Annotated in this window: 26 protein-coding genes, 1 tRNA gene and 1 pseudogene; 5 read left to right on the top strand and 23 right to left on the bottom strand. The window is 51.4% G+C overall.

The window, feature by feature from the left end; translation table 11 throughout:
* Positions 1-645: 645 nt before the first annotated feature.
* From arcC to arcD, 4 genes are all read right to left on the bottom strand, one after another.
* Positions 646-1,575: a carbamate kinase gene (gene arcC / locus ACEYDX_RS01000; RefSeq protein ID WP_373740176.1), complete on the bottom strand. Its 930-nt coding sequence runs from the start codon at positions 1,573-1,575 to the stop codon at positions 646-648.
* Positions 1,576-1,796: 221 nt separating this feature from the next.
* Positions 1,797-2,804: an ornithine carbamoyltransferase gene (locus ACEYDX_RS01005; RefSeq protein WP_373740177.1), complete on the bottom strand. Its 1,008-nt coding sequence runs from the start codon at positions 2,802-2,804 to the stop codon at positions 1,797-1,799.
* A 241-nt stretch (positions 2,805-3,045) separates the two neighbouring features.
* The gene (arcA, locus tag ACEYDX_RS01010) at positions 3,046-4,299 is read right to left on the bottom strand and encodes an arginine deiminase (RefSeq protein ID WP_373740178.1); all 1,254 of its coding nucleotides are present in this window, start codon (positions 4,297-4,299) and stop codon (positions 3,046-3,048) included.
* 155 nt (positions 4,300-4,454) lie between these two features.
* Positions 4,455-5,882: an arginine-ornithine antiporter gene (gene arcD / locus ACEYDX_RS01015; protein WP_373740179.1), complete on the bottom strand. Its 1,428-nt coding sequence runs from the start codon at positions 5,880-5,882 to the stop codon at positions 4,455-4,457.
* A 578-nt stretch (positions 5,883-6,460) separates the two neighbouring features.
* On the opposite strand from arcD, the gene ACEYDX_RS01020 reads away from it, so the two are divergent.
* A complete protein-coding gene (locus tag ACEYDX_RS01020) occupies positions 6,461-7,336 on the top strand; it encodes a helix-turn-helix domain-containing protein (protein ID WP_373740180.1) in 876 nt (291 codons plus the stop codon).
* Between the two features lie 456 nt (positions 7,337-7,792).
* On the opposite strand, the gene ACEYDX_RS01025 is transcribed toward ACEYDX_RS01020, so the two are convergent.
* The 3 genes from ACEYDX_RS01025 to ACEYDX_RS01035 all read right to left on the bottom strand — a co-directional run bounded on the left by ACEYDX_RS01025 (position 7,793) and on the right by ACEYDX_RS01035 (position 11,890).
* Positions 7,793-9,157 (bottom strand): MFS transporter, encoded by a 1,365-nt coding sequence (locus ACEYDX_RS01025; protein WP_373740181.1) that lies wholly within the window; start codon positions 9,155-9,157, stop codon positions 7,793-7,795.
* Positions 9,158-9,488: 331 nt separating this feature from the next.
* Positions 9,489-10,469, bottom strand: coding sequence for a DMT family transporter (locus ACEYDX_RS01030; protein ID WP_373740182.1), 981 nt, complete (start codon positions 10,467-10,469; stop codon positions 9,489-9,491).
* 290 nt (positions 10,470-10,759) lie between these two features.
* The gene (locus tag ACEYDX_RS01035) at positions 10,760-11,890 is read right to left on the bottom strand and encodes a serine/threonine protein kinase (protein ID WP_373740183.1); all 1,131 of its coding nucleotides are present in this window, start codon (positions 11,888-11,890) and stop codon (positions 10,760-10,762) included.
* 211 nt (positions 11,891-12,101) lie between these two features.
* On the opposite strand from ACEYDX_RS01035, the gene ACEYDX_RS01040 reads away from it, so the two are divergent.
* Together ACEYDX_RS01040 and ACEYDX_RS01045 are read left to right on the top strand one after the other, a co-directional pair.
* Positions 12,102-12,242, top strand: coding sequence for a hypothetical protein (locus tag ACEYDX_RS01040; protein ID WP_373740184.1), 141 nt, complete (start codon positions 12,102-12,104; stop codon positions 12,240-12,242).
* A 113-nt stretch (positions 12,243-12,355) separates the two neighbouring features.
* Positions 12,356-12,431 (top strand) — tRNA-Lys (locus tag ACEYDX_RS01045).
* Positions 12,432-12,465: 34 nt separating this feature from the next.
* On the opposite strand, the pseudogene ACEYDX_RS01050 reads toward ACEYDX_RS01045, so the two are convergent.
* The 10 genes and pseudogenes from ACEYDX_RS01050 to ACEYDX_RS01095 form a co-directional block, all read right to left on the bottom strand.
* Positions 12,466-13,473: pseudogene (locus tag ACEYDX_RS01050) on the bottom strand (tyrosine-type recombinase/integrase); the annotation flags it as partial.
* Complete coding sequence (locus ACEYDX_RS01055; protein ID WP_373740185.1) at positions 13,374-13,703, bottom strand: helix-turn-helix domain-containing protein; 330 nt, start codon at positions 13,701-13,703, stop codon at positions 13,374-13,376. The gene ACEYDX_RS01055 and the pseudogene ACEYDX_RS01050, both read right to left, overlap by 100 nt.
* Before the next feature lie 31 nt (positions 13,704-13,734).
* Complete coding sequence (locus ACEYDX_RS01060) at positions 13,735-13,986, bottom strand: hypothetical protein (protein ID WP_373740186.1); 252 nt, start codon at positions 13,984-13,986, stop codon at positions 13,735-13,737.
* Positions 13,987-14,055: 69 nt separating this feature from the next.
* Positions 14,056-14,943: an antA/AntB antirepressor family protein gene (locus ACEYDX_RS01065; RefSeq protein ID WP_373740187.1), complete on the bottom strand. Its 888-nt coding sequence runs from the start codon at positions 14,941-14,943 to the stop codon at positions 14,056-14,058.
* A 286-nt stretch (positions 14,944-15,229) separates the two neighbouring features.
* On the bottom strand, positions 15,230-15,673 hold the full coding sequence (locus ACEYDX_RS01070) for a hypothetical protein (protein WP_373740188.1): 444 nt from the start codon (positions 15,671-15,673) through the stop codon (positions 15,230-15,232).
* A complete protein-coding gene (locus tag ACEYDX_RS01075; RefSeq protein ID WP_373740189.1) occupies positions 15,666-16,451 on the bottom strand; it encodes a conjugal transfer protein TraL in 786 nt (261 codons plus the stop codon). The genes ACEYDX_RS01070 and ACEYDX_RS01075 overlap by 8 nt, the downstream gene beginning before the upstream one ends.
* Positions 16,452-16,651: 200 nt before the next feature.
* Entirely contained in the window at positions 16,652-16,957 is a 306-nt protein-coding gene (locus ACEYDX_RS01080) for a TrbM/KikA/MpfK family conjugal transfer protein (RefSeq protein WP_373740190.1), read from the bottom strand.
* A gap of 635 nt (positions 16,958-17,592) precedes the next feature.
* Positions 17,593-18,105, bottom strand: a complete 513-nt coding sequence (locus tag ACEYDX_RS01085) for a hypothetical protein (protein WP_373740191.1) — start codon at positions 18,103-18,105, stop codon at positions 17,593-17,595.
* 479 nt (positions 18,106-18,584) lie between these two features.
* On the bottom strand, positions 18,585-18,935 hold the full coding sequence (locus ACEYDX_RS01090) for a hypothetical protein (RefSeq protein ID WP_373740192.1): 351 nt from the start codon (positions 18,933-18,935) through the stop codon (positions 18,585-18,587).
* An 869-nt stretch (positions 18,936-19,804) separates the two neighbouring features.
* Positions 19,805-20,566 carry a S24 family peptidase gene (locus ACEYDX_RS01095; protein WP_373740193.1) on the bottom strand — a complete coding sequence of 254 codons (762 nt, stop codon included), beginning with the start codon at positions 20,564-20,566 and terminating at the stop codon, positions 19,805-19,807.
* 50 nt (positions 20,567-20,616) lie between these two features.
* Between ACEYDX_RS01095 and ACEYDX_RS01100 the strand changes: the two genes are divergently transcribed.
* Together ACEYDX_RS01100 and ACEYDX_RS01105 are read left to right on the top strand one after the other, a co-directional pair.
* Positions 20,617-20,838: a helix-turn-helix domain-containing protein gene (locus ACEYDX_RS01100; RefSeq protein WP_373740194.1), complete on the top strand. Its 222-nt coding sequence runs from the start codon at positions 20,617-20,619 to the stop codon at positions 20,836-20,838.
* A gap of 4 nt (positions 20,839-20,842) precedes the next feature.
* Positions 20,843-21,637, top strand: coding sequence for a hypothetical protein (locus ACEYDX_RS01105; protein WP_373740195.1), 795 nt, complete (start codon positions 20,843-20,845; stop codon positions 21,635-21,637).
* A 589-nt stretch (positions 21,638-22,226) separates the two neighbouring features.
* Here the strand turns inward: ACEYDX_RS01105 and ACEYDX_RS01110 are convergent.
* The 6 genes from ACEYDX_RS01110 to ACEYDX_RS01135 all read right to left on the bottom strand — a co-directional run bounded on the left by ACEYDX_RS01110 (position 22,227) and on the right by ACEYDX_RS01135 (position 25,206).
* Positions 22,227-22,427, bottom strand: coding sequence for a helix-turn-helix domain-containing protein (locus ACEYDX_RS01110; RefSeq protein ID WP_373740196.1), 201 nt, complete (start codon positions 22,425-22,427; stop codon positions 22,227-22,229).
* The gene (locus tag ACEYDX_RS01115) at positions 22,424-22,777 is read right to left on the bottom strand and encodes a DUF1870 family protein (protein ID WP_373740197.1); all 354 of its coding nucleotides are present in this window, start codon (positions 22,775-22,777) and stop codon (positions 22,424-22,426) included. Before ACEYDX_RS01115 ends, ACEYDX_RS01110 begins: the two co-directional genes overlap by 4 nt.
* A 21-nt stretch (positions 22,778-22,798) precedes the next feature.
* Positions 22,799-23,719, bottom strand: coding sequence for a tyrosine-type recombinase/integrase (locus tag ACEYDX_RS01120; protein WP_373740201.1), 921 nt, complete (start codon positions 23,717-23,719; stop codon positions 22,799-22,801).
* A gap of 298 nt (positions 23,720-24,017) precedes the next feature.
* Positions 24,018-24,344, bottom strand: coding sequence for a hypothetical protein (locus ACEYDX_RS01125; protein ID WP_373740198.1), 327 nt, complete (start codon positions 24,342-24,344; stop codon positions 24,018-24,020).
* A 114-nt stretch (positions 24,345-24,458) separates the two neighbouring features.
* Positions 24,459-24,815 carry a hypothetical protein gene (locus tag ACEYDX_RS01130; protein ID WP_373740199.1) on the bottom strand — a complete coding sequence of 119 codons (357 nt, stop codon included), beginning with the start codon at positions 24,813-24,815 and terminating at the stop codon, positions 24,459-24,461.
* A complete protein-coding gene (locus ACEYDX_RS01135; protein ID WP_373740200.1) occupies positions 24,790-25,206 on the bottom strand; it encodes a hypothetical protein in 417 nt (138 codons plus the stop codon). The genes ACEYDX_RS01130 and ACEYDX_RS01135 overlap by 26 nt, the downstream gene beginning before the upstream one ends.
* Positions 25,207-25,383: the final 177 nt, after the last annotated feature.

Genomic DNA, 25,383 nt, shown 5'->3' on the forward strand with positions numbered 1-25,383 from the left:
AAGGCCGTCTGAAAAATCTGATGTCCGTTTGCCGTAGAACGAGGAAGGTTGTGATGTTTGGGTTTTTCAGACGGACTGAACAAGTAAAGGCCGTTTGAAAAGTGTGTGTACGGTTACGCCGCTTGGGGCGGCTAACCGTACCTACGGGGGTGCTGGTATTTGTTGGGTAAAAGATGCGGATTTCAAATATGGATTCCCGCCTGAGCGGGAATGACGGAAGTTTGGGCAATCTGTCTTGGCGGCTTGCCTGTATGCGGCCAATGCGATATCCGAATGCGGAAAACACAGATAACGTAGGTACGGTTAGGCGGTACGCCGTAACCGTACGCACCGGCGGAAAAGGCCGTCTGAAAAATCTGATGTCCGTTTGCCGTAGAACGAGGAAGGTTGTGATGTTTGGGTTTTTCAGACGGACTGAACAAGTTAAAGTAAAGGCCGTCTGAAAAGTGTGTGTACGGTTACCGCTTGGGGCAGCCAACCGTACCTAAACGGTTTGGGAAGTGTTGCAAAGGTGTCGGGATAGTTGGTTTTTAGACGGCCTGAACAAGTAAAGGCCGTCTGAAAGGTGCGTACGGTTACGCCGCTGGAGCGGCTAACCGTACCTACGGGTTTTCAGACGGCCTTTTCGGTCGGTTTCGGACGGCCTTAACGGAAGGTGATGCCCGTTTCGGCGGTGCTCACGCGTGTGCCTGCCGTGCCTTTGACGATTTCTTCGATGTCGGCCAGCGCGCCGATAACGGCGGTGTGGCCGGTGTTTTCGGCGAACTCGATGGCGGCTTGGATTTTGGGCCCCATCGAACCGGAACTGAACGACATTTTGCGCAGGGAATCGGGGTCGGCGGCGCGGATGGCGCGCTGGGTGGGTTGGCCGTAATCGACGTAGGCGGCATCGACGTCGGTGGCGATGAGCAGCATGTCGGCCTTGAGTTCGGCGGCGAGCAGGGCGGAACACAGGTCTTTGTCGATGACGGCTTCGATGCCGTTCAGACGGCCTTCGGCATCGTACACGGTGGGGATGCCGCCGCCGCCTGCGCAGATGACGATGGAGCCGCGTTCGAGCAGCCATTGGATGGGGCGGATTTCGAAGATGCGTTTCGGACGCGGGCTGGCGACGACGCGGCGGTATTTGTCGCCGTCGGGGGCGATGCTCCAGCCTTTTTCGGCAGCCAGTTTTTCGGCTTCTTCTTTGCTGTACACGGGGCCGATGGGTTTGGTGGGGTTTTTGAAGGCGGGGTCGTTTTTATCGACTTCGACTTGGGTCAGCAGGGTGGCGAACGGGGTTTCGGCGGGCAGAAGGTTGCCGAGTTCCTGTTCGATCATGTAGCCGATCATGCCTTCGGTTTGCGCGCCGAGCACGTCGAGCGGATAGGTTTCGACGGCGTCGTAGGCCGCGCCCTGCAAGGCGAGCAGGCCGACTTGGGGGCCGTTGCCGTGGGCGATGACGATTTCGTTGCCGGGCTGGACTTTGGCGATTTGGCCGACGGCGGTTTTGACGTTTTCGCGTTGGTTTTCGGCGGTCATGGGCTGGCCGCGTCTCAGCAGGGCGTTGCCGCCCAGGGCGATGACGATACGCATGGTGGTTTCTCCTGTGTTTGTTTGGGGAGCGGCGACGGCGGTTTGCGGGCACGGTTTTGTCCGGATGCGGGCGAAACTGCGTTTGGCCGCTTTTTTCCCGTCCCTTCCCTATGTGGAAAGGGGCGGGGCTGCGCCCTTTTTTCAGACGGCCTTAACTGCCGGGAAACAGGGCGGCGGTGCGGATTCGGCCTTTCAGACGGCCTTGTCCGCGCTTTGTACGGCTAGTCGCCCAGCGAGGCCACCATCACGGCTTTGATGGTGTGCATGCGGTTTTCGGCCTGGTCGAACGAGATGTTGTAGGGCGATTCGAACACGTCTTCGGTTACCTCGATGCCGTTGGCCAGCTCGGGATACTGTTCGGCGACCTGTTTGCCGACTTTGGTGTCGCTGTTGTGGAACGAAGGCAGGCAGTGCATGAATTTCACGCGCGGGTTGCCGGCGGCTTTCATCAGCGCGGCGTTGACCTGGTAGGGCATCAGCCATTTGATGCGTTCGCCCCATGCTTCGATGGGTTCGCCCATCGACACCCAGATGTCGGTGTACACGAAATCCGTGCCTTTCACCGATTCGGCGGCGTCTTCGGTGAGCGTGATGCGTGCTCCGCTCTCTTCGGCGAATTTGCGGCATTGGGCGACGAGTTCGTCGGTCGGCCACAGCTCTTTGGGTGCGCCGATGCGTACGTCCATGCCGAGTTTGGCGCCGATGAGCAGCAGCGAGTTGCCGACATTATTGCGTGCGTCGCCCAGATAGGTGTAGCTGATTTCGTGCAGCGGTTTGCCGCTGTGTTCCTGCATGGTCAGCACGTCGGCGAGCATCTGGGTGGGATGCCATTCGTCGGTCAGGCCGTTGAACACGGGCACGCCCGCGTAGTCGGCGAGTTCCTGCACCACCGACTGTTTGAAGCCGCGGTATTCGATGCCGTCGTACATGCGGCCGAGCACGCGGGCGGTGTCTTTCATGGTTTCTTTGTGGCCGATTTGGGATGAAGTCGGGTCGATGTAGGTAACGCGCGCGCCTTGGTCGTAGGCGGCGACTTCAAACGCGCAGCGGGTGCGGGTGGAGGTTTTTTCGAAAATCAGCGCGATGTTTTTGCCCTTCATCCGCTGCTGTTCGGTGCCTGCGTATTTGGCCGCTTTCAGGTCGGCAGACAGTTTGAGCAGGAAGCGGATTTCCTCGGGGGTGTGGTTGACGAGGCTGAGCAAGTGGCGGTTGCGGAGGTTGAAAGCCATGATGGTTCTCCTTAGGGGTTGTTTGATGAAATTCGGGGGTTTCAGACGGCCTGTCGGTAAGGCCGTCTGAAACGGGGTGGTTCAATAAGCAAACGGCAGGGCGGTTGCCGGAATTCCGTTCAAGCAAATTTGCGGTTTATCGCCTTTTCCGGACTTCCCGCAGGAGCGGGAGAATGCTGTTTTTCAGATTTTCAGACGGCCTTTGCCGCGCTGCCGTGATTGTACGCCGCGTGCGCCGGTGTCAATAATCCACCGCGTCGCGCGAAATCGGGCAGGTCATGCAGCGTCCGCCGCCGCGTCCGCGGCCAAGTTCGGCGGAATTGATGGTGATGACTTCCACGCCGGCTTTTCTGAGCAGGGTGTTGGTGTAGGTGTTGCGGTCGTAGCCGACCACCACGCCCGGTTCGAGCGCGACGACGTTGTTGCCGTCGTCCCATTGTTCGCGTTCGGAAGCGTAGTTGTCGCCGCCGGTCTGCACCACGCGCAACGACGACAGGCCGAGCGATTCGGCAACGACGCTGACGAACGGTTTGCCTTCCTTGCGGATGTCCAGCCCGCCGGGTTTGCCTTCGTCGGGACGGAGGCTGAAGGCGGTGATGTTGTCCACCACGTCGGGGAAGATGGTAACCAAATCGCGGTCGCAGAACGTGAACACGGTGTCGAGGTGCATGGCGGAGCGGGTTTTCGGCAGGGCGGCGATGATGACGCGCTGGGCGGCGTTTTCTTCAAACAGCCGTTTGGCGACTTGGGTAATGCCCTGAACCGAGGTGCGTTCGCCCATGCCGATGAGTACCACGCCGTTGCCGACGGGGAAAACGTCGCCGCCTTCCAGCGTGGCGTGGCCGTGGTCTTCGTCGGGGTCGCCCCACCAGATTTTCACGCCGCCGTTTTGGGTGAAGTGGGGGTGGAATTTATAAATGGCGGTGGTGAGCAGGGTTTCCTGACGGCGCGCCGGCCAATACATCGGGTTGACGGTAACGCCGCCGTAAATCCAACTGGTGTTGTCGCGGGTGAACTGGGTGTTGGGCAGCGGCGGGATGGCGAAGCCGGACGTGCCTTGGCTGGCGTGGATGAGCGCGGCGGTGTCGCTGCGGAAGTCGTCGGGCAGGTCGCCCACGGTTACGCCGCCGATCAGGTATTCGGCCTGTGTGCGGGCATCCAGCGCTTCAAACCAGTGGCGGAACTCGTGCATGAAGTGCAGGCCGATGTTGTCGGCGGTGAATTTGCGGTCGAGTATCCATTTGAGCGCGGCGGGGTCGGAAACGGTTTCGGTGAGCAGGTTGTGCATTTCGAGCACGTTGACGCCGCGTTCGCGCATTTTGGTCACGAAGTCGAAGTGGTCGCGTTTGGCCTGGCCGACCCACAATACGTCGTCGAACAGCAGGCTGTCGCAGTTGTCGGGCGTGAGCCGCGTGTGCGCCAGTCCGGGCGCGCAGACGAGGACTTCGTTGAGTTTCCCTACTTCGGAATAAACACCGGGTTTGGTTGTCGGCATGATGAATCTCCTTGTGTCGTTTTGTCGGTTGTTTATGGATCAGGCGGTTGTTCAGGCCGTCTGAAAAACGGGTAAGGGGGCGTTCGGCATCCGGCAGGCCGTTTTCAGACGGCCTTGAACCGTGCGGTTCGCAAAGGGCGTTCCGCCGTGTCGTGTTACAGCGTCAGGTCGCCGCGGGCGAGTGCAAAGGCGGCAAAGGCGGCGGTTGCCAGCACCACGGCCAGATAGACTTTTTCGATGCCGTTGAATGCCCGTTCGCCCTGTTCGCGCCGCGCTTTCAGGTAAACCAGTACGCCCGGGGCGTAGAGCAGCGACGAGAGCAGCAGGTATTTCAGTCCGGCCGCATAAATCAGCCACACGCCGTATATCACGCCGATAAGCGCGACGGTCAGGTCTTTGGTGCGGTTGCGGCGGTCGGCTTCATACGTTTCCCCGCGCCACGCAATCAGCGCGGCATAGGCGGTGGAAAAGAGATAGGGCACAAGAATCATCGACGTGGCGAGTTTCACGAAACTCAAATAAGTGCCTTCGGAAAACAGCGCCAAAATCAGAAACACCTGCATGCTCAGGTTCGATGCCCACAGCGCATTTACGGGCACGCCTTTGTCGTTTTCCTTGTGCAGCACCGCGGGCATGGTGCCGTCTTTCGATGCCGAATACAGGCTTTCCGCCGCCAGCAACAGCCATGACAGCAGTGCGCCCAAAAGCGAAATAATCAGCCCTATCGAAATAAACGTCGCGCCCCATGATCCGACGATTCGCTCCATCACATAAGCCATCGACGGGTCTTTCAAGCCGGCCAGTTCGGCTTGGCGCATCACGCCGGCAGACAATACGTTAACCGATACCAACAGTGCCAAAATGCAGAGAAACCCCAGCACCGTTGCTTTGCCGACATCGCTCCGCCGTTCTGCGCGTTCGGAATACACGCTTGCGCCCTCGATTCCGATAAACACCCACACCGTTACCAGCATCATGCTTTTTACCTGTTCGGTAACGCTGCCGAGCGCCGGATTGGATGCGCCCCAAATATCGGTTGTGAACACATCCGAATTGAACGCAAACAGCGCGAACACAATAAAGGTAACCAGCGGCACGACTTTGGCAATGGTAACCACAGTGTTCACAAACGTGGCTTCTTTAATACCGCGTAATACCATGAAATGAATGCCCCACATCAACGCGGAAGCCGCCGCGATGGCCGCAGGCGAGTTGCCGCCTTTGAATGCGGGCACGAACAGCGACGCGGTGGTAAACAGCAGTACGAAATAACTCACGTTGCCGATCCACGCGCTAATCCAGTATCCCCATGCGGAAGAAAAACCCAGATAATTACCGAAGCCTTCTTTGGCATAGGCGTATACACCGTTATTCAAATCGGGTTTGCGGTTGGCGAGTGTTTGGAATACGAAAGCGAAACACAGCATGCCTATCGCCGTAATTGCCCAGCCGATGAGAATCGCACCGGATTCTGCGCCAGCAGCCATGTTTTGAGGCAGTGAAAAAATCCCACCGCCGATCATCGAACCGATGACCAGCGCAGTCAGTGCGCCGAGTTTAAGTTTCGGGTTGCCTGAAGACATAACCGTCAATCCTTTCGTATTTTTGTCCGTAACAGATAAATCATCAGATACCGTTTTCAGACGGCCTTCGGCAAAACAGTCAAGGCCGTCTGAAACGGAATGTTCCGAATGATAAAACCGACCGGCTGCTGTCAGTATGTACAGACTACTCCGACTGTTTTTTTTATTTAGATAAGATTGTGGCTTGTTGAGTGAGATTGGGTTAAGTTTTGCGTAAAAAAAACTTTTTTGATAAACCGTCAAGATATTTTTGCAATCGTTTTCCACCTGTGCCGCAGCCGCCCGATAGGGAAACGCAACACCGAGCCAGACTCGGTTCCGCACGGTTTGCGCATCCGTCGCCGTAACGTCCGATACGGCATAATTTTATGGAAAAATGCTAAAACTGCTTAGAAAGCAAAGGTTAAAAAACAGATTGTTTATGCAAATACTGTTACTTGCAAAATCAGGAGAATACAGGCTTAATTTCGGCACAAGCAATCCCCGAACAGGCCGTCTGAAAAACGGCGACGCGACAGTTTTTCAGACGGCTTTGCAGATTTTCGCAACCGAACCACCGAAAAAACGGAAGCAATATCATGGAGAAAGCACAACAATATACCGCCGGAACGGGAGAGGGCGGATTCGTCCTGTTCAACAAAGAAACCGTTCCCCCGGCCGGAACAGAAAGCAGGTTCCACCCCTACGCCAAACTGCTGCTCGCAGGCGGCAGCCCGCTGGCCGTTACCATCGGCACGGCAGACGAATTCATCCTGCCGGCAGGCAGCGCATTGTTCCTTTCCCCCTATGTACTCTACGGCACGGCTCCCCGCGACGAACCCGCCGACAGCCTGTCGCTCAACCTTGGCACGTTCGGCGCCGACTTCACCGCTTCCCCCTTTTGGCTCGGCATCCGAACCCTGCTCGAAAACGGCAAATGCGGCCTGCTTTACCAAAACGCAGACGCGCGCCTCATCTACCGCACCTACCGCGAACTCAACAACAGTTTCTCTTTGAAATACCTCAACAAAATCATCCTGCTGGCCAGCCATCTCGACAAAAAGATGCCCGAATGCGGCCTGATTGACTGCCGCTGCCGGATCAAAAGCGGCAGCCTGCATTTCTGCCAAACCGTCAACGAATACATCAACGCCCACATCACCCGCAAAGGCTCGGTGGCCGAAGCCGCCGCCAAAGTCCACATGTCGGTATCGAATTTCCAGCAGAAATTCCGCCAGTGTTTCAACGAATCCTTCCACAGTTACCTGCTGAAACAGAAAATCCGTGTCGCCTGCAACCTGCTGGCCGGCACGTCGATGACCGTTGCCGAAATCGCCGAAGAACTGGATTTCAACTCGCCTTCCCATTTCACCGTGATTTTCAAACAGCACCGCCGCATCACGCCCGCCGCCTACCGCATCGAAGCACAGGCGCAGGATTACGAAACGGCCGGCGGCAGCGTTCAGACGGCCTGATGTCGGACGGCATCCGTTGTTTTGCCGAATAACGGCATTCGGTTCGGATATGCCGATTGGCGGTTTCGGCGGACGGCGGCCTGCCCGATCCGCAGAAACGTTATGCCGCAGCCGTTGTAGGTACGGTTAGCGCCCTTAAAGGCGCGTAACCGTACGGAGAAAGCCGCTGTGAAGCAGGCCGTCTGAAAATCGTTTTCAGACGGCCTTCGGTGTTTCTGCAAGCGGTATCTCTGCAAGTTGAACGTTATTTCGCACGGTTGCCGCCGTTGCGTACGGTTACGGCCTTGCGGCCTAACCGTACCTACGATTGTTACGGTTATCCCGCGGCTGTTGTAGGTACGGTTAGCGCCCTTAAGGCGCGTAACCGTACGGAGGGAGCGGTTGTGAAGCAGGCCGTCTGAAAATCGGTTTTCAGACGGCCTTTGATGCTTATCGGCAGGAACCTGCGGGCAAACGCTATTCTGTGCGGCTGCCGTGTTGTGCGTTTTCGGGCAACACGGTTTCTTCACGCAGCAGTTCTTTGTTGGCGGTTTCACGGCTGAACATGATGGCAATCAGGGCGACGACGGCGATGGCGGCGAGATACCATGCGGGCGCAAGTTTGTTGCCGGTTTCGTAAATGAGGGTGGTGGCCACCAGCGGAGCGGTGCCGCCAAGCAGGGCGTTGCCGAGGTTGAAGCAGAAGGCGAAGCCGCTGAAGCGCAGGGAAGTGGGGAAGATTTCGGTCAGGAAGCTGGGCAGCGTGCCGTCGTTCATGGCGAGAATCGCGCCGAATACGACCATGACAAACAGTATCCACATAAATGCTTGTGTTTCGAGCAGCATGAACAGCGGCACGGACAGCAGGGCAAAGGCGATGCAGGCGCCGGTAAGCAGGGTTTTGCGGCCGTATTTGTCGGACAGGTGGCCCATCATGAAGATGAAGCCGATGTAGCTGAGCAGCGAGACGCTGGATGCGGTGAACGATGCGCTTTCGCTCATGCCGAGTTCTTCGCTCAAGTAGGTGGGCATGTAGCTCAGGGTGGTGTAAAAAGCGACGGCGTTGAGGGCGACGGTGCCGCAGGCAATGAGAATTTCGCGACGGTAGTTGGTAACCAGCCGAGTGATGGGAAGTTTTTCTTCCTGTTTGTCCATCCGTGCTTCCATTTCGCGGAAAACGGGGGTGTCTTCGAGATGGAGACGGATGTAGCGTCCGACCAGGCCGAACGGTGCGGCCAGCAGGAACGGCAGACGCCAGCCCCAGCTGTGGAGTTGGGCTTCGGTCAGCACGGTGTGCATCAGCGCAACCATCAGCGAACCGAGCAGCAGGCCGCTGGCGGTGCTGGCGGGAACGAGGCTGGTGTAGAGTCCGCGCTGGTGTGCGGGGGCGTATTCGGCGAGAAAGGCGGACGCGCCCGCGTATTCGCCCGATGCGGAAAAGCCCTGCACCAGACGGATGAGCAGCAGCAGGAGCGGAGCGACGATGCCGGCCTGCTGGTAGGTGGGCAGGAAGGCGATGCAGAAAGTTGCGCCCGACATAATCAGTATCGACCAGGAGAGCGTGATGCGGCGGCCGTAGCGGTCGCCCCACTGTCCCCAAATGATGCCGCCGATGGGACGGATGATGAATGAGATGGCGAAGACGGCGTAGGCGGCAATCAGACCGACGGTTTTGTCTGCGCTGGGGAAAAATACGGTGGCGATGACGGCGGCCAGATAGCCGTAGGCGGCGTAGTCGAACCATTCGACGAAGTTGCCGATAAAGCTGGATATGGCGGCTTTGCGCAGGGCGGAACGTTCGCTTTCGGACAGCGCGGATGTGTCGGGCGTGATGGCGGACATGATTTTCTCCTGATTGGTTTGTTATCTGTTTGAAGGCCGTCTGAAAGTTGCCGGTTGGTTTGGTTTTTTCAGACGGCCTGCCGACTCTCCGATGTGCGGGCTGTGTTTGTGTGCGGTTTGAATGCCTGTTTTTATTAGAGACCGTGTTGCGGGCAAAGATTTCGGGGTTGCGGCAAAATCCTGTAAAAATGGGAAAGGCAGGGGGCTTTTTAAAACGCTTTTGCGGCATCGGACAGGTACGGCCTGCCCGATGCCGCAGGCGCAATGCGGGGAAAACGGGGTTTCAGACGGCCTGCGCGCGTGCAGGGCTGCGGAAAATCCCGTTGCCGGTTTATCCCGCGTGCGTGGCGTTTTGCGTTTCCGCCGCTTCGCCGTTGGTTTTGCTGCGGGTGAACAGGCTGACCAGCATCTCGCTCATGCCGCCGATGATGATCAGGGCGCCGCCGATAAGCTGCGGTGCGCTGATGCTTTCGCCGTAAATCATCAGGCCGACGAACACGGGTGCGACCACGCATTCCCAATACGACACGCAGGCGAACTCGACCGCTTTCAGATGGCGTGTGGCAATCGTGCAGGTACCCAGCGCGCCGAAGCCGCAGACGAAGCCGATGGCGATCCACCACATCCAGTCGGTGGAAGTCATCTGGCTGATTGTGGGTTTGGTGAACACAAACAGCACGGTGATGCCGATGAGCGCGAACAGGAAGTTCCAAAACGCGCGGGTATCGCCCGGCACTTCGGTGCGGAAGCGGTTGAAAAACAGGAACAGGCCGTAACCGACGCCGGAATACAGTGCGAGCATGTCGCCGACGAAGGTTTTTTCTGAAAACTCTATGCCGACAGTCAGCCCTTTAACCGGATCGTAGCTTACCAGTCCGACAATCAGCAGCATGCCGGCAAACACCGCCAACACGGAAATCCAGGTTACCAGCCGCATTTTTTCCTTGAGGAACACCACGGCCAGCAGCGTGGAGATGATCGGGCCGATGTAGATGAAGAAAACCGCGTTGGTAATCGAAGTGAGCTTGGTGGCGGCAACGTAGGCCGACAGGCAGTTGCCCATAAAGAAGCCGCTGGCAATCATGTGCCAAGAGAGCTTGTGCTGCTTCAGTTCAAAGAGTTTGCCGCGCCCGGCCAGAATCAGGAAAAACAGAATCGCGCCGCAGGCCATGCGGGAAAACGCGATAAAGTCGCCCTGTGCGTTGATGTGGCGCGCGAAAAAGCCGACAAACCCCATCAGCGTGGCGGCGATAAAGGCGTTGATGAAGCCCGTTTTCTTATTGATGGGCGAGCTGTGGATAGGGGTATTCATGGGTTAAACCTCCGCTGGGAAAGGTGTTGCGGCGGATAAGGCCGTCTGAAAAGCCGTCCGGCGTGTCTGCGGCAACGGATAGGAAGCTGGAACCGTATTACGGCCGTATCTGCCGTTTGCCGGCGGTTTTTCAGACGGCCTGTACGGGTTGGCGGCTTTGGCGTTCGTGATGCCGTCTGAAACCCGCCGTCGGGCCGGAACACGGTACAAAAGCAGGGGATGCCGCAAGACATCCCCTTATCTTTCAAGATTACCTCACGGTAACAGCTTCGGATTCAAACGCATCCCGTTTATACGAGCGTTTCGTCCTTGAAGTTGCGGTTCGGGAAGTAATCCTCGCAGCCGCCTTCGCGGTACACGTCGGCTGTGGCGCAGTGCAGCGCACCGCCGAACGGGTAGGCATCGCGGAACGGCACCGGAATCACGTTCATGCCCAGTTTGTCCATCTGCTCGAGCTGGTACACTTCGCTGGCCTCGGCAATCACGGTTTTGTGGTCGACAACCAAGCAGTTCATCGACAGCCATACAGAGCTGTAACACAACGGAGGCGGTTCTTTGTGTGCCGGTTGTGCCGCTTCGACGATCTGCCAATCGTTTTTCTCAAAGATGGCACGTTGCTCTTTCGGCAACGGACGGTGCGGGTTGTTGATAATCAAGCCCGGACGCAGCGGAACGAAAGTAGCATCGATGTGGATCGGATACGGATCGCCCGGGAAGTTGACTGCGTGAACGGTCAAATCGGGATAGTAGCGTTTGAACCATTCCATTGCCGCACGGTTGGTAGTTAAACCGTGTTGGATAAACAGGTCTTTACCCAAACGCAGCACGTCGGCGGCATCCCACATCGGTTCCCACTCGGTGGTAACGAAGTCTTTGTTGGCGGTACGTTCCAAACGTTCTTCAAGAGAGATTTTCTCGTCGTAGTAGTTGTGTTTGTACGACTTGTCGGTCAAACGAGGACGCGGTGCCTGTGTCCACAAAAATTCCGGATCTTCTTCAAAGTATTTTTTCATCAGAGGCCAGTAAGCCAGATACTCGAAATAACGGCAGCGGAACGAGTTGGCAGACGACAGGATTTCATTGCCGATGGTCAGCAGGATGTCACGGGGCGGCATACAGGTCATCATTGAATCGGTACGGAAGTCGGGTGTAATGACCGGCTGGTTCCATTGCAGCGGAGTCGGGCGGTCGACAATTACACCGCGCTCTTCCAAAACTTTGGCCAAATAGTTCAACTGCTCGTTGGCTTTTTCAACGGTTTCCAGCGGACGCGGACCCCACATACCGCGCATTGCGCTGTCGATGGGTACTTTTTCCGAAGTGGCCGGCTCTTCCGGCGGAATGCAGCTGTGGTCGGCTACACCCACGATAATCCGTTTGAGCGGGTCAAAGTCATTCCAAGAATTCACGATTTTTGCCATGATAATCTCCTCGATAGTTTACAGATGTTCCAAACAGACCGTCTGAAACAAACTTGGGAAAACCAAACAACGATTCAACTACACCGTTTTCCGCCTGTTTCCCACAGGCGTTTGGAGGTTGAGACCATTCTAGACCCGGGGTCGGATTTAAAAATACATAAATGGGCGGTTATGCTGTCAAAAAAGAACAGCGCGCACGGTTCGGCAAAACATGGATGCAAAACAAAACCCCCATGCCGCCCACCGGCAGTATGCCCGCAACAAAGTTTCCGCAACGCATAACGGCGTACTCGAGATTCAGACGGCCTTACAACATTCAGCTGCCTTATGCTGCATATTGGGATGGCTTTAATGCAGCATGACCAAACAATACGGCCGCACAGAGCGGCCGCAGCAGGCGAATGAAAAACCGCACGCCGGACGGTTGACAGCCCGACGCAGCTTCGGTATTATCCGCCACCTGTCGGGTCGTTAGCTCAGTCGGTAGAGCAGCGGACTTTTAATCCGTTGGTCGAAGGTTCGAATCCTTCACGACCCACCACTTTTTTCCAGCCTAAACAAGCGTTTAGGCTTTTTTCTTTGCCGCCGCCTATTCTGGGGTGTGCCAAATTTGTGCCATGATTCAGACCGGCACCGTCCAATAATGCAGCATGTTCATGCAGATGTTCCGGTGCAAGATGGGCATACCGTTGCACCATGCTGATGCTTTCCCATCCGCCCATTTCCTGCAACGCGGCCAACGGCACACCGGCCTGAACCAGCCAGCTTGCCCAAGTATGGCGCAAATCGTGCCAACGGAAATCGGATATTCCCGCCTTTTCCAAAGCATTCTTCCAAATCCTCGAACTGATGCTTTTGACCGGATGACCGTTAGAATAGGTAAAAACAAAAGACGGGTGTTTGCCCATCTGTTTTTCCAATACGCCAACGGCCGTTTGGTTGAGTGCAACACCAATCGCACGCCCGGCCTTCGCATCTTCAGGATGAATCCATGCCGTCTTTCGTTGCAGGTTGATTTGTTCCCACTTCAAATCCAGCACATTCCGCTGCCTTAATCCGGTGGCCAGACTGAATACCATCATGTCGGACATGTACTCCGGCAATGCCGCCGCCAATCTTTGTGCTTCCTCATGAGACAGCCAGCGTATCCGCCGTTTGGCTTCACGGTAGAGCGTGATTTTGGGTACATTGTCCAGCCATTGCCATTCGTCCGCCGCTTTACGCAAAATCGCACGGATAAGAGCCAAATAACGGTTTTTGGTGCTGTTGCTGCACGGCAGATCATGAACGGTTTCCATGATGAAATCCCGAGTCATGTGGTGCAGGAATACGCCGCGAAACCGGTATAGCCCGCGCAGCCGGCTGATGTCGTCATCAATACTCTTTTTCTGCTCTCCTTTCTCGTTAATCCATCGGACGACCGCTTCTTCCCACAGCCGTTCGGGTTTCCGCCCCAAATGTTGCTGCTGCCATAGCTCGTAAGCTAGTTTATTGTGCAGCGCTTGCGCTTCTTCCCTGATTTTGGTGCCAGCAGACTGTCGAATTCTGCGGCCACCTGACGTTGTGATGTCAACGTACCAGATGCCATTATCACGTTTGTAAATCGGCATTTTTCTTCACTCCTACTTTCGAGCGAAGCCTGCAACTGCGCATTTTCTTGTTCGGACAAAAATGCGTCAAGTGCAGACTGAGTAATACAGTATTTTCGTCCCGGCTTTGAGGCTTTCAGACCGCCTGCACGGATGAATTCCCGAATCGTTTCCGGGTGGCATTTGCAATAGGCCGCCGCTTCGATTACGTCATAAGTTTTCACAGTAATCTCCCGTAATTACCCGTAACAATTCTCAAGGTATCCACTCGAAAATCCGAAACGGTGCGGTTTGCCCGAACTGTTCCAGTTTTTTGATTGCGGCATACCGTTTTACTTTCGGACAGAGCATCAGGTAATGCTCCACGGAGACATAAAAAAGCAGACAGTAGTTACTGTCTGCATCCTTCAACGGTATCAGCCGGTAGTGGGGATAGTCATCGGGTGGCGGAATGAACGACGGATTGACTTTCGTCGAACGGATGTTCGGTTTCGGATCTGTAATCATAACGTTACCTTGTTTGCAAAAGGCCGTCTGAAAATCTTCAGACGGCCTGTGTCATCAGGTTTCCGCTTATCAGGCTTGCAAACCTGAAAGTTCGGCCAGTTTCATTTCGTAACACCGGTGACGGCACGCTTCGCTTTCCGTCCATGCCTGCCAGCGCAATTCGTTGTCGGGTAAAGGCGCAGCGTTTTTCAGATAGGCTGCCAAATCAATGAGGCGGTTCAGCCCGACAGCAAACGGAAAAACTACGCCGCTGCGGTGTTCGATGACGGCTGCCAGCGTGTAACGTGCCATCTTGTCGAAAAAGCCTTCCACAAAACCCAAACCCTGCTTGGCCGTATCTCGGGCATAATCCGCCATCAGCCGCGCAGCCAGCCGCAAGGCATGGTAGGCCTCTTGGGGGTTGTTGCCCGCCAGCTCCACCACTTCGCCGAACCACGCTTCGCCGACGGCGTAGGCTTCGTACCAGTCGTACATGCCGCGCTCGTCTGTCGGCGGAAACCAATTTATCAGATTTCCTTTTTCGTCACGGCGGGTAAACGACAGGTCTTCACGGTTGCGGATATGGCGTTTGACGGTGGCGGGCAGCCGTTTCTTTTCAGACGGCCTTTGCGCTTGGTGCAGTTTTTTCTCGCACTCGATGAAATAGCGGCGGGCGGCGCGGCCCTGTTCATTGCGCTCGACCATTGCCAGTTCTTTTGCCATGTCTAGGGTGATGTGGTATTCGGAGACGGCTTTGCGATTGCCACCGCGCTGCCCGTTTTTGGTGTTCCAATTTTGGAAAACCAAAAAATCCTGGTTTTCCACGAAGCCGTATTCTTCTATGCGACGGGCAATCCACGTTGTGAAATTGCTTTTTACCTGCAAAAAATCGTGCAGTTTGCGTGCATCACAGAGTAAGTTTTCGGAGGAATCGGAAAGTTTGCCGTTGAATACGGGGATGAGATTTTGATTGTTCATAACGAACTCCTTGTACAAGTTTTTTAAACTTGCTTCCTGCTGCCAAACAGGGTGAGCAAGCAACGTGCGGGTTGGCAGACTGTGGTACAAGAGCACAGCAAGCCTTGCGGCTTCCCACACGCGCTCGCCCATAGGGGCGCGTTATGCAAACAAAAAACCGCAAAAGCGGCATTCTGTGCCTTGTACGAAAGAAACAGGCTGCCAAGCCTGCGCTGCTATTGAACAGCGCATTCATAGTAGCAAGTTTCCTTCCGTTAGGCAATAAAACCCATGTTGCTTTTGTAATTTACCGATTCAGACAAAACCATACCGCTAAAACCAAACTCAACAGCCACCCGGCCGACACCGCCGTCAGCATCATTTTCAGACGGCCTGTCAGTTCCGCATTGCTTGTTTGCAGGTCTCGGATTAAGCGGCCTTGTACGGCTGCGTAGATTTTGTTTACCGCATCCTTGTTTTTCTCATCAACCTGCACAAGAAGCCCCGCCAAAATCTGTTCCCGGTAGTGTTCAAGGGCAGCAGCAGCCTTTGTAATATTGGCTTCGTGTTCGGACAACTGCCGCAGGAATACTTCGCGCGAAGCATCCTGCTTCTGTCCAAACTCTTCCAGCGCGGTGTCCAAAATATCCTGCTGCATCAAAAGTACCGCAACAACCGGGTCGTCTTCACTCAGACGGACACCGGTTAAGCGGAAGGTTTCGGCAATCAGATGTTCTACTTCCTTATTCATCGGAGACATCCGTTTCATTCGGCTGATTAACCCAAATCGGCAACTGTTCCAATTCATTGAATAAATCGCGTTGGAATAACTTCATGCGCTGGCGGGACAGAATATCGAAGAGCGGAGATGTGGTGATTTCGGAAAAGGTCAGACTGTTACGGGTCATCATTTCGATGTCTTTGCCGAAAGTATCGGAAGTCCGTTGTCCGATGTTGATGATGCCGATGATTTTGGATTTGTTCTCCTTGTACACCGGAAAATCGGTAAAACCTTTTCTTTTGGAACCGAAGGTCCCGTCATTCAATTCGATTGCGCCTTTATACGGATTCAGCCAAACGACAATCTCGGCATCAATGCTGCCGGCCAGTTGCGACAAAGTATTCAGACAATCGACCAAATCCTGACCACCCGTTATCGGAACATGAAGGATGAGCCGGACACCATTGTCCATTAACAGTTCGTCAATATAGTTTTCCGCGATGTAGGACATCAGCGGTAAAAATGTACCGGCTCCGGTGTCTATTACGGCAATGCCGTCTTCCCCGATGAGTTTCCCCATCAGCCCGTCAAATACTCGGGTATTGATGGTATTGTTTTCATTCTTGATGTTCACGATTTCCGGCTCAAGTGCCTTGAACCGGGCAAACGTTTGATTTTGGGGATCCGTGTCAAAAAAATAAACGGGCACATTTGCAGCTTTGGCTTTCACATATTGGGCAAGTATCGTCGTCGAAAACGATTTACCAACCCCGCCTTTACTCATCACAACAATGTGAACTTCTTTCATCTTTCATTCCTTACTGGTTGATTTAAAAACAAACAGGCCGTCTGAAAAACAGCCCCAGATATATTCCACACACCAAAAACCGCACTTTCAGACGGCCTTTGGTCTGTAAAAAGCCCGGCGGAGCGAACCCCGCCGGGAAACCTACCCCCGGGAAAATTTCTAAAAACCGGGGGCAGTGGGTTGATAAATGACTGCCCGGCCTACCGGCCACGACCGTGAACGACAGATTCGATCATTGCCGAATTATCGGTACCGTCGGATGAGGGGCAGAGTTTCAGGAAGTTTTTACGGGCAGCCAGCGTCTTGTGTGCACGTTTGAGCTTAATAGAAAAATACTTCTTCAATGCCGGTCGGCATTCGGAAGGGGGGCTGCCTGTGGACAGACACAATATGGCTTCGCAGGCCAAGCGTGCATCGCCTGTCAGCAACTTTGTATTTGCCTGTGACACCACAGGGGCGGTCAAGGCCAGAGACACGGCCGCCGCCGTTAAAATTTTCGAAATCATCTTGTCTTTGCTCCATAAAAAAAGGATAATCGCCGTACCCCTACGAGATTACCCGTCTCACGAAAAGCCGCTTTGGAAACAAGGCGGTTTTTCATTGCCACTTTACCGATTGAACCGTATAGCCTTCTTCAGACCGCACGATATTCAAACAGACATCGCTATCGCTGTTGAGCATCATCCTATCTACCAGTTGCTCCACTTCTTCCATCGTCGGGTATGTCCCGGCAACAGATTCCGTCACGGGTATTCGAGTTCGTCTATTCATCAAAAACATGTTTTTTCCTTTCGGTTAAGGTAATAAAAAGGCCGTCTGAAAACATTCCGGACGGCGGCATTACTTGATATTTTGTCTGATGGTATTCAATTCTGCTTTTTCTTGGAGTAGGCTTATTTTTTTATCAAAACAGTACAAAACATGTGCTGAACTGTTTTCGTTTATTACACATTCTTTCATTTGTTTTGAATATTCGTGACTTCCGTTTGCATAAGGTGTGATAAACCATTTTCTTGGTAATTCATCAATCCAAAGATAAATAATGTATAAATGTTAAAAGCACCATGCCTATGTGCAATCAGAGCATGAATTCCAGCAAAAAAGTATTTCAATATATTCATGTAAAATATCTCCTAGAGTGTTACTCCCGATAAATACTGTCTCTGCGTTTTTCGTCCGCTTCTCTGCAATGGGTCATAACATCTTTAATATATTCGGGAGTTAGTTCAGTTAAAGTATATTCAGGAATACATCTCTTTAATGTTGCCTTCTGTTCTTCGGTACCGAATGTGGATATATTTTGATGATTTTCTTCAGATGAAATAAAATTTCCGAAGAGCATCCATACCATAAGCAAACCAATCGCTTCAATTTTACGACAACAAAACAATGCCAAAGGGATTAAACTCAGCAGGTGGAAAAACATGGTAACTGGATACGGAAAACCATAATTATCGAAGGAATAACGATATATAAATTCCATATTTAAGCTCTCCTGTAGTGAGTGGCAGGCATTCCACCTGCCCGAACCGTCTCGCAAGGTCTGTAAGCGTCTTCCCACTCCCTTTCGGCCGGAGCAGGTCGAACCTGAAATGGCTTGATTGATTGCGTTAACGCTTTGCCAAGGCGAACTGTGGTGTGCGAATAAACCCATCGACAGGCCACACCCGAGCCGCTTGCTGTCTCTTCCCTGCCGAACGGGATTTGACCCTAACCTGCCGTTACAGAAAGGCCGTCTGCAACACACTTTCAGACGGCCTTTGCCATAGGTGGGCATTCCGCTGCCCGTGTTAAGATTGGATTACCACATCTTCTCTTTTCACGAAACAGGAAACGCCCATGAAAAACAATCAAGCCGAATTGCTTGAGAACACCATTATCGCTGTTATTGTCAGCTCTCTTTTTTTGATTCAAAACCATGAGATGCAACCTTTGCACTACCCCAGATCCATAAGGAACCAAATGTTAACCTCGGATATTATCCAGAAAATCATAAGGTTGGTCATTGCTACAAGAATCATTTTTAAATCAATTTTCATTGAATGGTGGAATACGGCTATGGCTATACCTATAAGCTGGCCCAATATACCGATGGACAGTGCAGTCAGCCTTATCCAATCATCAAGTGCCATCTCACCCTCCCAAATAATACCCAACCATCCTCCGTTTCGTTTCCGCAAACTCTTCCGTACCGCGCTCCGCGCTGATACTTTCGATATAATCATCAAACAGATATCCGTCCGCCTCCACAATCAGGCCGTCTGAAAGTTTCAGCACCGTGATGAACCACAGCGATTCATGGCCGCTGGAAGAGAACGGGTCGCCACCATACAGACTGCATTCCTTTTTCACAAATTCCCATTTGTCGGCGATTTCTGCGTCTGTCCAGCCCATCTGCTTCAAAATATAGTGTTCAGCCTGTTCAAGCGTGTCGAACAGGCCGTGGCGGTTGCCGTCGCGAGACACAAAATATTTGGTTTCCATACTAAACACCTTTCAAAATAACCTTTGTCATTATTACAAGCAACAATTAGTAAGCTATAATGGCGATACCCATACTGAAACCCGCTTTAAAAACGGGTTTGGGTCCGGGTACAACCGGAGACGGTGTGCGAGACCGTCTTGTTTGAAGTGTGCGTAGTCGGCACACAAAAAGGGCTGTCAAGCCCTGAATCTGCCCGCTAAGAGGCAGTCTCAAAAAATCAGTATGTAGATTGGAGCTTGTCCGTAGATTATCGCTCCGGCATCGGGGATACGCCCCGATTGTCAAATACGTTCAACAGCCGTGTTACCCCGACCCATTTGAATCCTCGGGAATACGGCTTTTCTTTTTCAGGCGGATTGAACGCCACCCGCAACCGTTTGTCCGATTTACCCAAAGACTATTACGTCTTTTCTACGCCTGCCGTTCCCTGAAAGTCTGACGGAAAACAGGAAACGGCTCCGAAGGCCGGTTGCTACGTTAAATGAGATTGCAAGTTTGAACCAAACACGACAATGGCAATGCGGCACCGAATGCAGGCATTCTGTTGCGGCGTTTGGACTTGGAATCTGTTGTTAAAGAGCTGTTTCGTTGTTGATATATTACCTATGGCTAACAAAATTGACAAGAAAAATATTAGCCAAGGCTAAATATTTTTTAATATCCAATTGATTTTTATGAAAATTTTATTTTCGAGTGTTTCTTAAAATTTTGAAAAATGTGGGATTTTGAGAATGTCAGAGACGTGTTATCAAATTGAAATAAGCTATTTGATTAAATTCTGAAGAGAAAACCTACAAACGGAGCAGTAGAATTAGGAAAAGAAAAACCTGTCTGAAAACGACAGGTTTTTCTTTTATCAGACTAATTTTTAAAATCGTTGGAAAATTTGAGACTGTCCAAGAAGTACTTTGCCAACTACTATCAATTTCCGCCGATCTTTCATCGTAATCTCCCAAGGGCGATATTGTTTATTATCTGAAATAACTAACAGATTATTCCCAGCCATTTGCAAGCGTTTTAGATGGAGATGATTTCCAACGATGAACAGATAAATTCCATCTCCATCATATTGGTGAATTGACATATCCAAGAACACTAAATCACCAGTATCTAGTGTTCCTGCCATATTGTCTGCTTTGATATTTGTTATACGCAAGCTATCGGGATTCTTTGCAGCAAACAATCTTCTGTATTGGTCTTCAGTATATTCTATATGGGAAATATTGGGCTGAATATCCGATGTGCCAATAATATACTTACCCAGCTCATTATCATCAAGCTGATTAATAACAAAAGGAGATTTTTGGGGAGATGGGGTTTTCTCTATTTGTGAATTCCAAAACCCCTTCCCAGTTGCAAGCCAATCTGGATCGCATTCCAAAAATTCTGACGCACGAAGTAGATTTTGTCCTGCCAAAATTTTAGTTGTTCCATTTAACCATTTTGAAACGGAAGGTGGCTTAACTTGACAGTATTTGGCCAAATCAGCTTGCGATTTTTGCAGGTCACTAAGTCGTTGACGGATTCTAGTAGCGAGTGTATTCATTTTTTTATTATCGCTGTTACTTATTTTCTTTTGGGTAATCGCCAATCTTCTTATGTTGACCTTTTTATTAGCCATGGGTAACATACTAATGTTTTTTGATCTTTTAGTACTCCTACGAAAGAAAATTTAATCAAATGAAATATTACACATTAAAAGACTGGTTAGGCCAACGTCGAGGGCGGCTGAAACAAATGGCCGAAGATTTGGATATGAATTATTCATGGATTTCACAAATTGCCAGCGGAACTAAAAAAGCTCCATTAGAGACGGCATTAAAAATCTCGGCTTATACAAACAACGAAGTTACAGTAGAAGCAATACATTCTGCATACAAAAAGAAATCTACCGTGAAATAACACAATGCTCATCGCCGACCTGCGCCCCATACTTAAAAACAGATTCGTGCAAGTTTATGACGAATTTGTAACCTTGTGCGCGCGCGATTTTCAGACGGCATCATTTTTATCCAACCTGTTCGGCTGGAGCGAATCGGCCGACAACGAACCGAAAAAACACGGCTGGGTGTACAAAACGGCCAAGCACCTGAAGGAAGAACTGGGACTGTCCCGTCGCGGCTACGAAAAAGCCCGAAAAAAACTGCTGGAACTGGGAGTGCTGCAATACCGGCGCGGCGGCGTACACGGCAAGATGCACTGGTACATCAACCGTGAAGTTTTGCTCATAAAAATCTGCGAACTTCGGGGCATTGAGGTGCCGGAAGTAACCAAGCGGCACCACTTCGACAGGGACAACTTCCGCCTGCCGAAATTTATCCCGCTGGATTTGTGGCACGCATACTTAGATATGCGGCAGGAAAAAGGCAATAAAGCGGGCAATAGTGCGAAAAAAGCCGCCGTCAAACAACTGGCCGAATTGCACAACAGAAATCTTGACCTGCGTCCTATCATGGACAAAACGATACTGATGGGATGGGCAGGTTTTTTCCATAACGACAAAAAACCGAACCGGCCCGGTCAGCCGTCTGAAAAAGATTTGAACGAACAACATGCCCGCACGTTGCGCGAACTGGCAGCGGCGGCGGCGGAACGCGAAAAACAGGCCAAACCGCCGGACAAACCCCCCGGGCAATCCGACGGCAATTACGGAACTTTCAAAAGTTTGGGACAACTACTTGATAAAAAAATCAAAAAATAGCGCAGCAAGGGCATAACCCGCTGCGCTGTTACTGCTGTCGGATTCCGGTAAAAAACCGTCTTCCTCCTGCTTTTGAGCATATCAAAGGCACTTTTATACGGCTGATGCACTGCATCGGCCGTTTTTTTATGCACTTTGCCTGATTTGCCGATAAAAGGCCGTCTGAAAACGTGTTCTCCCAGTTTTCGGCAGCATTCGTTTATTCGGGAAATAAGCCTTTTAAAATCATGTCTTTGCACAAAACTGGCAAAGAGCAATGTACATTAAAGACAAAGGTCTTTGTACGCAGGGGACACGCTCTATACAAAAACCACTTCAAAGATTACAACAAAATATTAGGCCATTCGGCCTGATTATTTTTTAGGCAATTTGTTTTTTGAAGAGGAAATAGATGCTTAGGGGAATTTTTCAGGTGCGATTGCACGTTTTCTGTGGATAACTTGTTTTGATGTAAAAAGGCCGTCTGAATTTCAGACGGCCTTAGTGACGATTGACGGTTATGTGTTAATGGATTGCGATTTCGACTGTGCCATACGGCATTCGAGTATTCTGACAATATTGGGGTTAATCTACTCCGGCCTATCAGTATTTATTCCAAACTTTTCAATAAGATAACCCATTTTCTATGAGGCATCCCTGCATGTGTTTTCAATTCAAGGGGGGTTTCCCAGTTTTGCACCGTCCGCACAGCAGTTCCTGTGCGTTTTGCGACCTCATACAATGTTAATCCGTACTGTTCGCGTAGATATTTAAGGTTTGCAGGCGTATAGCCTGTTTCCGGATACTTCATTTTACCGTTTCCGTCGGTACGGCTCCCAATGCTACAGCCTCGGCAAAAACAGATTGTTTTAAACGGTAGTCAACAATATCAATAGAGCTACTCGGAATGGACAACTCCACTTTTTCGCCCGCATTGAGCCGCTCCGTAATGTGTTTGATTTGGTTCTGACGTTCATCAATCAATAATTTAAGATTATTGATTACCTCATCCGGGATGGGAGATTCTCCCTTTTCCCATCTATTCCAAGCCCGTTCAGACACACCATCGGGCCTGGTCGGCGTAATGGCTACATTTTTAGCCGCTTCCAATACCGTAAAAAACAGCAGCCGACGGTATGATGCAAATACTTTATGGTGCATATCATCTCCTTGAATGGTTAATTATAACCGTGCCACCGTCCCGCGCCAATTATGCACCTGCTCTGCATACCAATCCATCAGCCGCCGCCGTTCCTCCAACATGGCGGCCTTATTGTATACACCGCGCACGCCCGGGATGATATGGGCAAGTTGCAACTCAATTGCATCTATGTTCCACAGTCCGCTTTCGTGAGCCGCCGTACTAAATACTTTGCGAAAACCGTGGATGGTCATTCTGCCGCGCCAGCCTGCCTGTGTGATGACATGGAGTGGTCTGTGTCCGCCGATGCCGCCAAATAGCTTATTTCCGACAATCCCGATCCGGTTGCGCTCTTCGAGCCATTCTTCTAACAAGTTGACTACGGGCGCGGCCAACGGTACAAGATGGGGACGTTTCATTTTCATCCGTTCGGCGGGTATCGTCCACAGGCCGTCTGAAAAATCAAATTCCGACAAATCCGCATTAACCGCTTCGCCGCGTCGTACAGCAGTATAGGCAATCAACCAAAATGCCGTTACTGCGGCGGCATCAAGTGTTACGCGGGCATCTACATCAGCCAAAAAATCAGGCATTTGCTTGATCGATATATGTTTAAAACCTTTATATGAGTAGGGTTTCAGGGCAATACCCAAACCGTCCGCAGGATTATGGTCGCACCAACCCTGCACTTTGGCATATTTAAATACACCTGACAGCACTTGCAGCAAGCGACGTGCTTGGGATGGCGCACCTTTTTCAAATTCCTGAATACAGGCCAATATTTCGGGAGGCTTGATTTTGTTGATCCGTTTGCTGCCGATTGTTGGATAAACCCAATGATCCATGCGGTATCGGGTATATCTCTGATATTCGTTACAACATTTCGCCAAACTGATGCCGAGATATTCTTCTGCCACCGCCCGAAAGACGGGCGGCCGTCTGAAAAACTTAGTCCAAATCATTACTAAGTCTCCATGATTTGTGAAAGTTATCGGCAGTAATTCGGTGTAATTCTTTGTCAATTAATCGGTTTATCGTTATGCAGTACGCGTCGTAGTTTTTGTATTTTTTTGCAAAGGCAGTATCGGGCAGATTGATTTTGACAGAGGAGGATAACGGTACGGGCGTCCCATATAAAATACGTCGCACGATATAAACATCAGGTGTGTCGGTTTTTTCGATGGTGTAGGATTGGGTGTTTTTAATCAGCATTTTTTATCTCCTTGTGCAACAGGCCCAAGCCTGCCGCATTCTTCCGATTTAGGCGCAATCATCCGTACCGTTGACGATTTCCAAAACCATGCCCCAATTTTCGCTTTCGGGGAGATATTGAATGTCGTCTAAGGTCAAAACTGCGTCGCGTTTTTCGCTGTATAAAACGGTGGTTTCTTTTTCCATCATTCGGCGCAGTACCGCCATTCGATGAGGAGTGGATACTGATTCGGTGAGATGCCCTGCAAATACGGTCTCGTTGCCGTTGTTGTAGGTTTTGCAGTAGGGCCGGGAGATAAGGATTTCGTTACCCTTGTCTTCAAAGGCAAGGAATGTATCCCAAATATAGAATTTGTAGTCGATGACAACTTTCATGTGATTTTCCTTTTAGGTTGTTCAGGCTTGCTTCTTGCTTCCTGATGGTTTGAATTATACGCGATATTTTCGCGTAGTCAATAAGGAATAATGGTTAATATATGTAATCGGCAATCAAATCCCAAGTATTTTTTTAACCAAATCAACGGTTACCCCATGTTTGCCCGCGATAACCAGCACATCACCGTCGCGCCTGATGTTGGATGTCATCCGGTAGCCTTTTTTAGGCGGCAGTTTGGCACGCACCTTATTTCGGGCAACCAGCATTTTGTATTGCTGGTCAACGGAGCGGATACCGCCGTCTCCGATGGTCTGATAGACCTGTGCAGACGTCAGGTCGGACAACGATACCGATTTGACAATCTGGCTTCCGTCATCGGACAAATACACACAGTCGACCTTGCCACGCTCGGCAAGTGCCGACTGCTCGCCGTCTGAAAATTTTTTAGTCCGAATTATCCTTTGAGTCACCTAAAAGAGCAGCTTCGTCGGGGGTGGTATTAAAATTAAATTGTCTTGGAACACTAACATTTATCGGACTGTCATTGTTTCCGGCATCGGAACGGTGGGCAGTATTTTTCCGCCCGTGATGTTGCGGTTTGGCCGGTTTGTTTTTTTCAGACCAGATGGATGGTACGGATGCCGGTTCGGTTGGTGTTTCTTCGCGCTGACGGCTTCTGACGAAATGGTGCAGAGCGGTTTTGCTGACCTGCATATTGTTCTTATTCAAAAACTCCAATATTTGATCAAGCGTGTAGCCCTTGGTGGCCAACAGCAAAATGTCTTTTTTAAACGGCTCCAGTTTAGACCGCCTGCCTGCCGGTTTTTTTTGAGCCATAAAATCCTGTACTGACAATTCCATATCGTTCCATCCAATTCTATTGTATTTTAATTACTTCCCAATTTATTCCAGAGTGTTCTAATTTTGCTCTAGTTCGTTCCAAACATTTTAAACTAATGTTCTAAAATGTTCTAGTCAAACTCCAAATAAAAAACAAAACAATCCTACTTATATTTCAACATAATCTAAATAATCACA

This window comes from Neisseria sp. (genome assembly GCF_041804105.1).
In the GTDB taxonomy this organism is placed as follows: Bacteria; Pseudomonadota; Gammaproteobacteria; order Burkholderiales; family Neisseriaceae; genus Neisseria.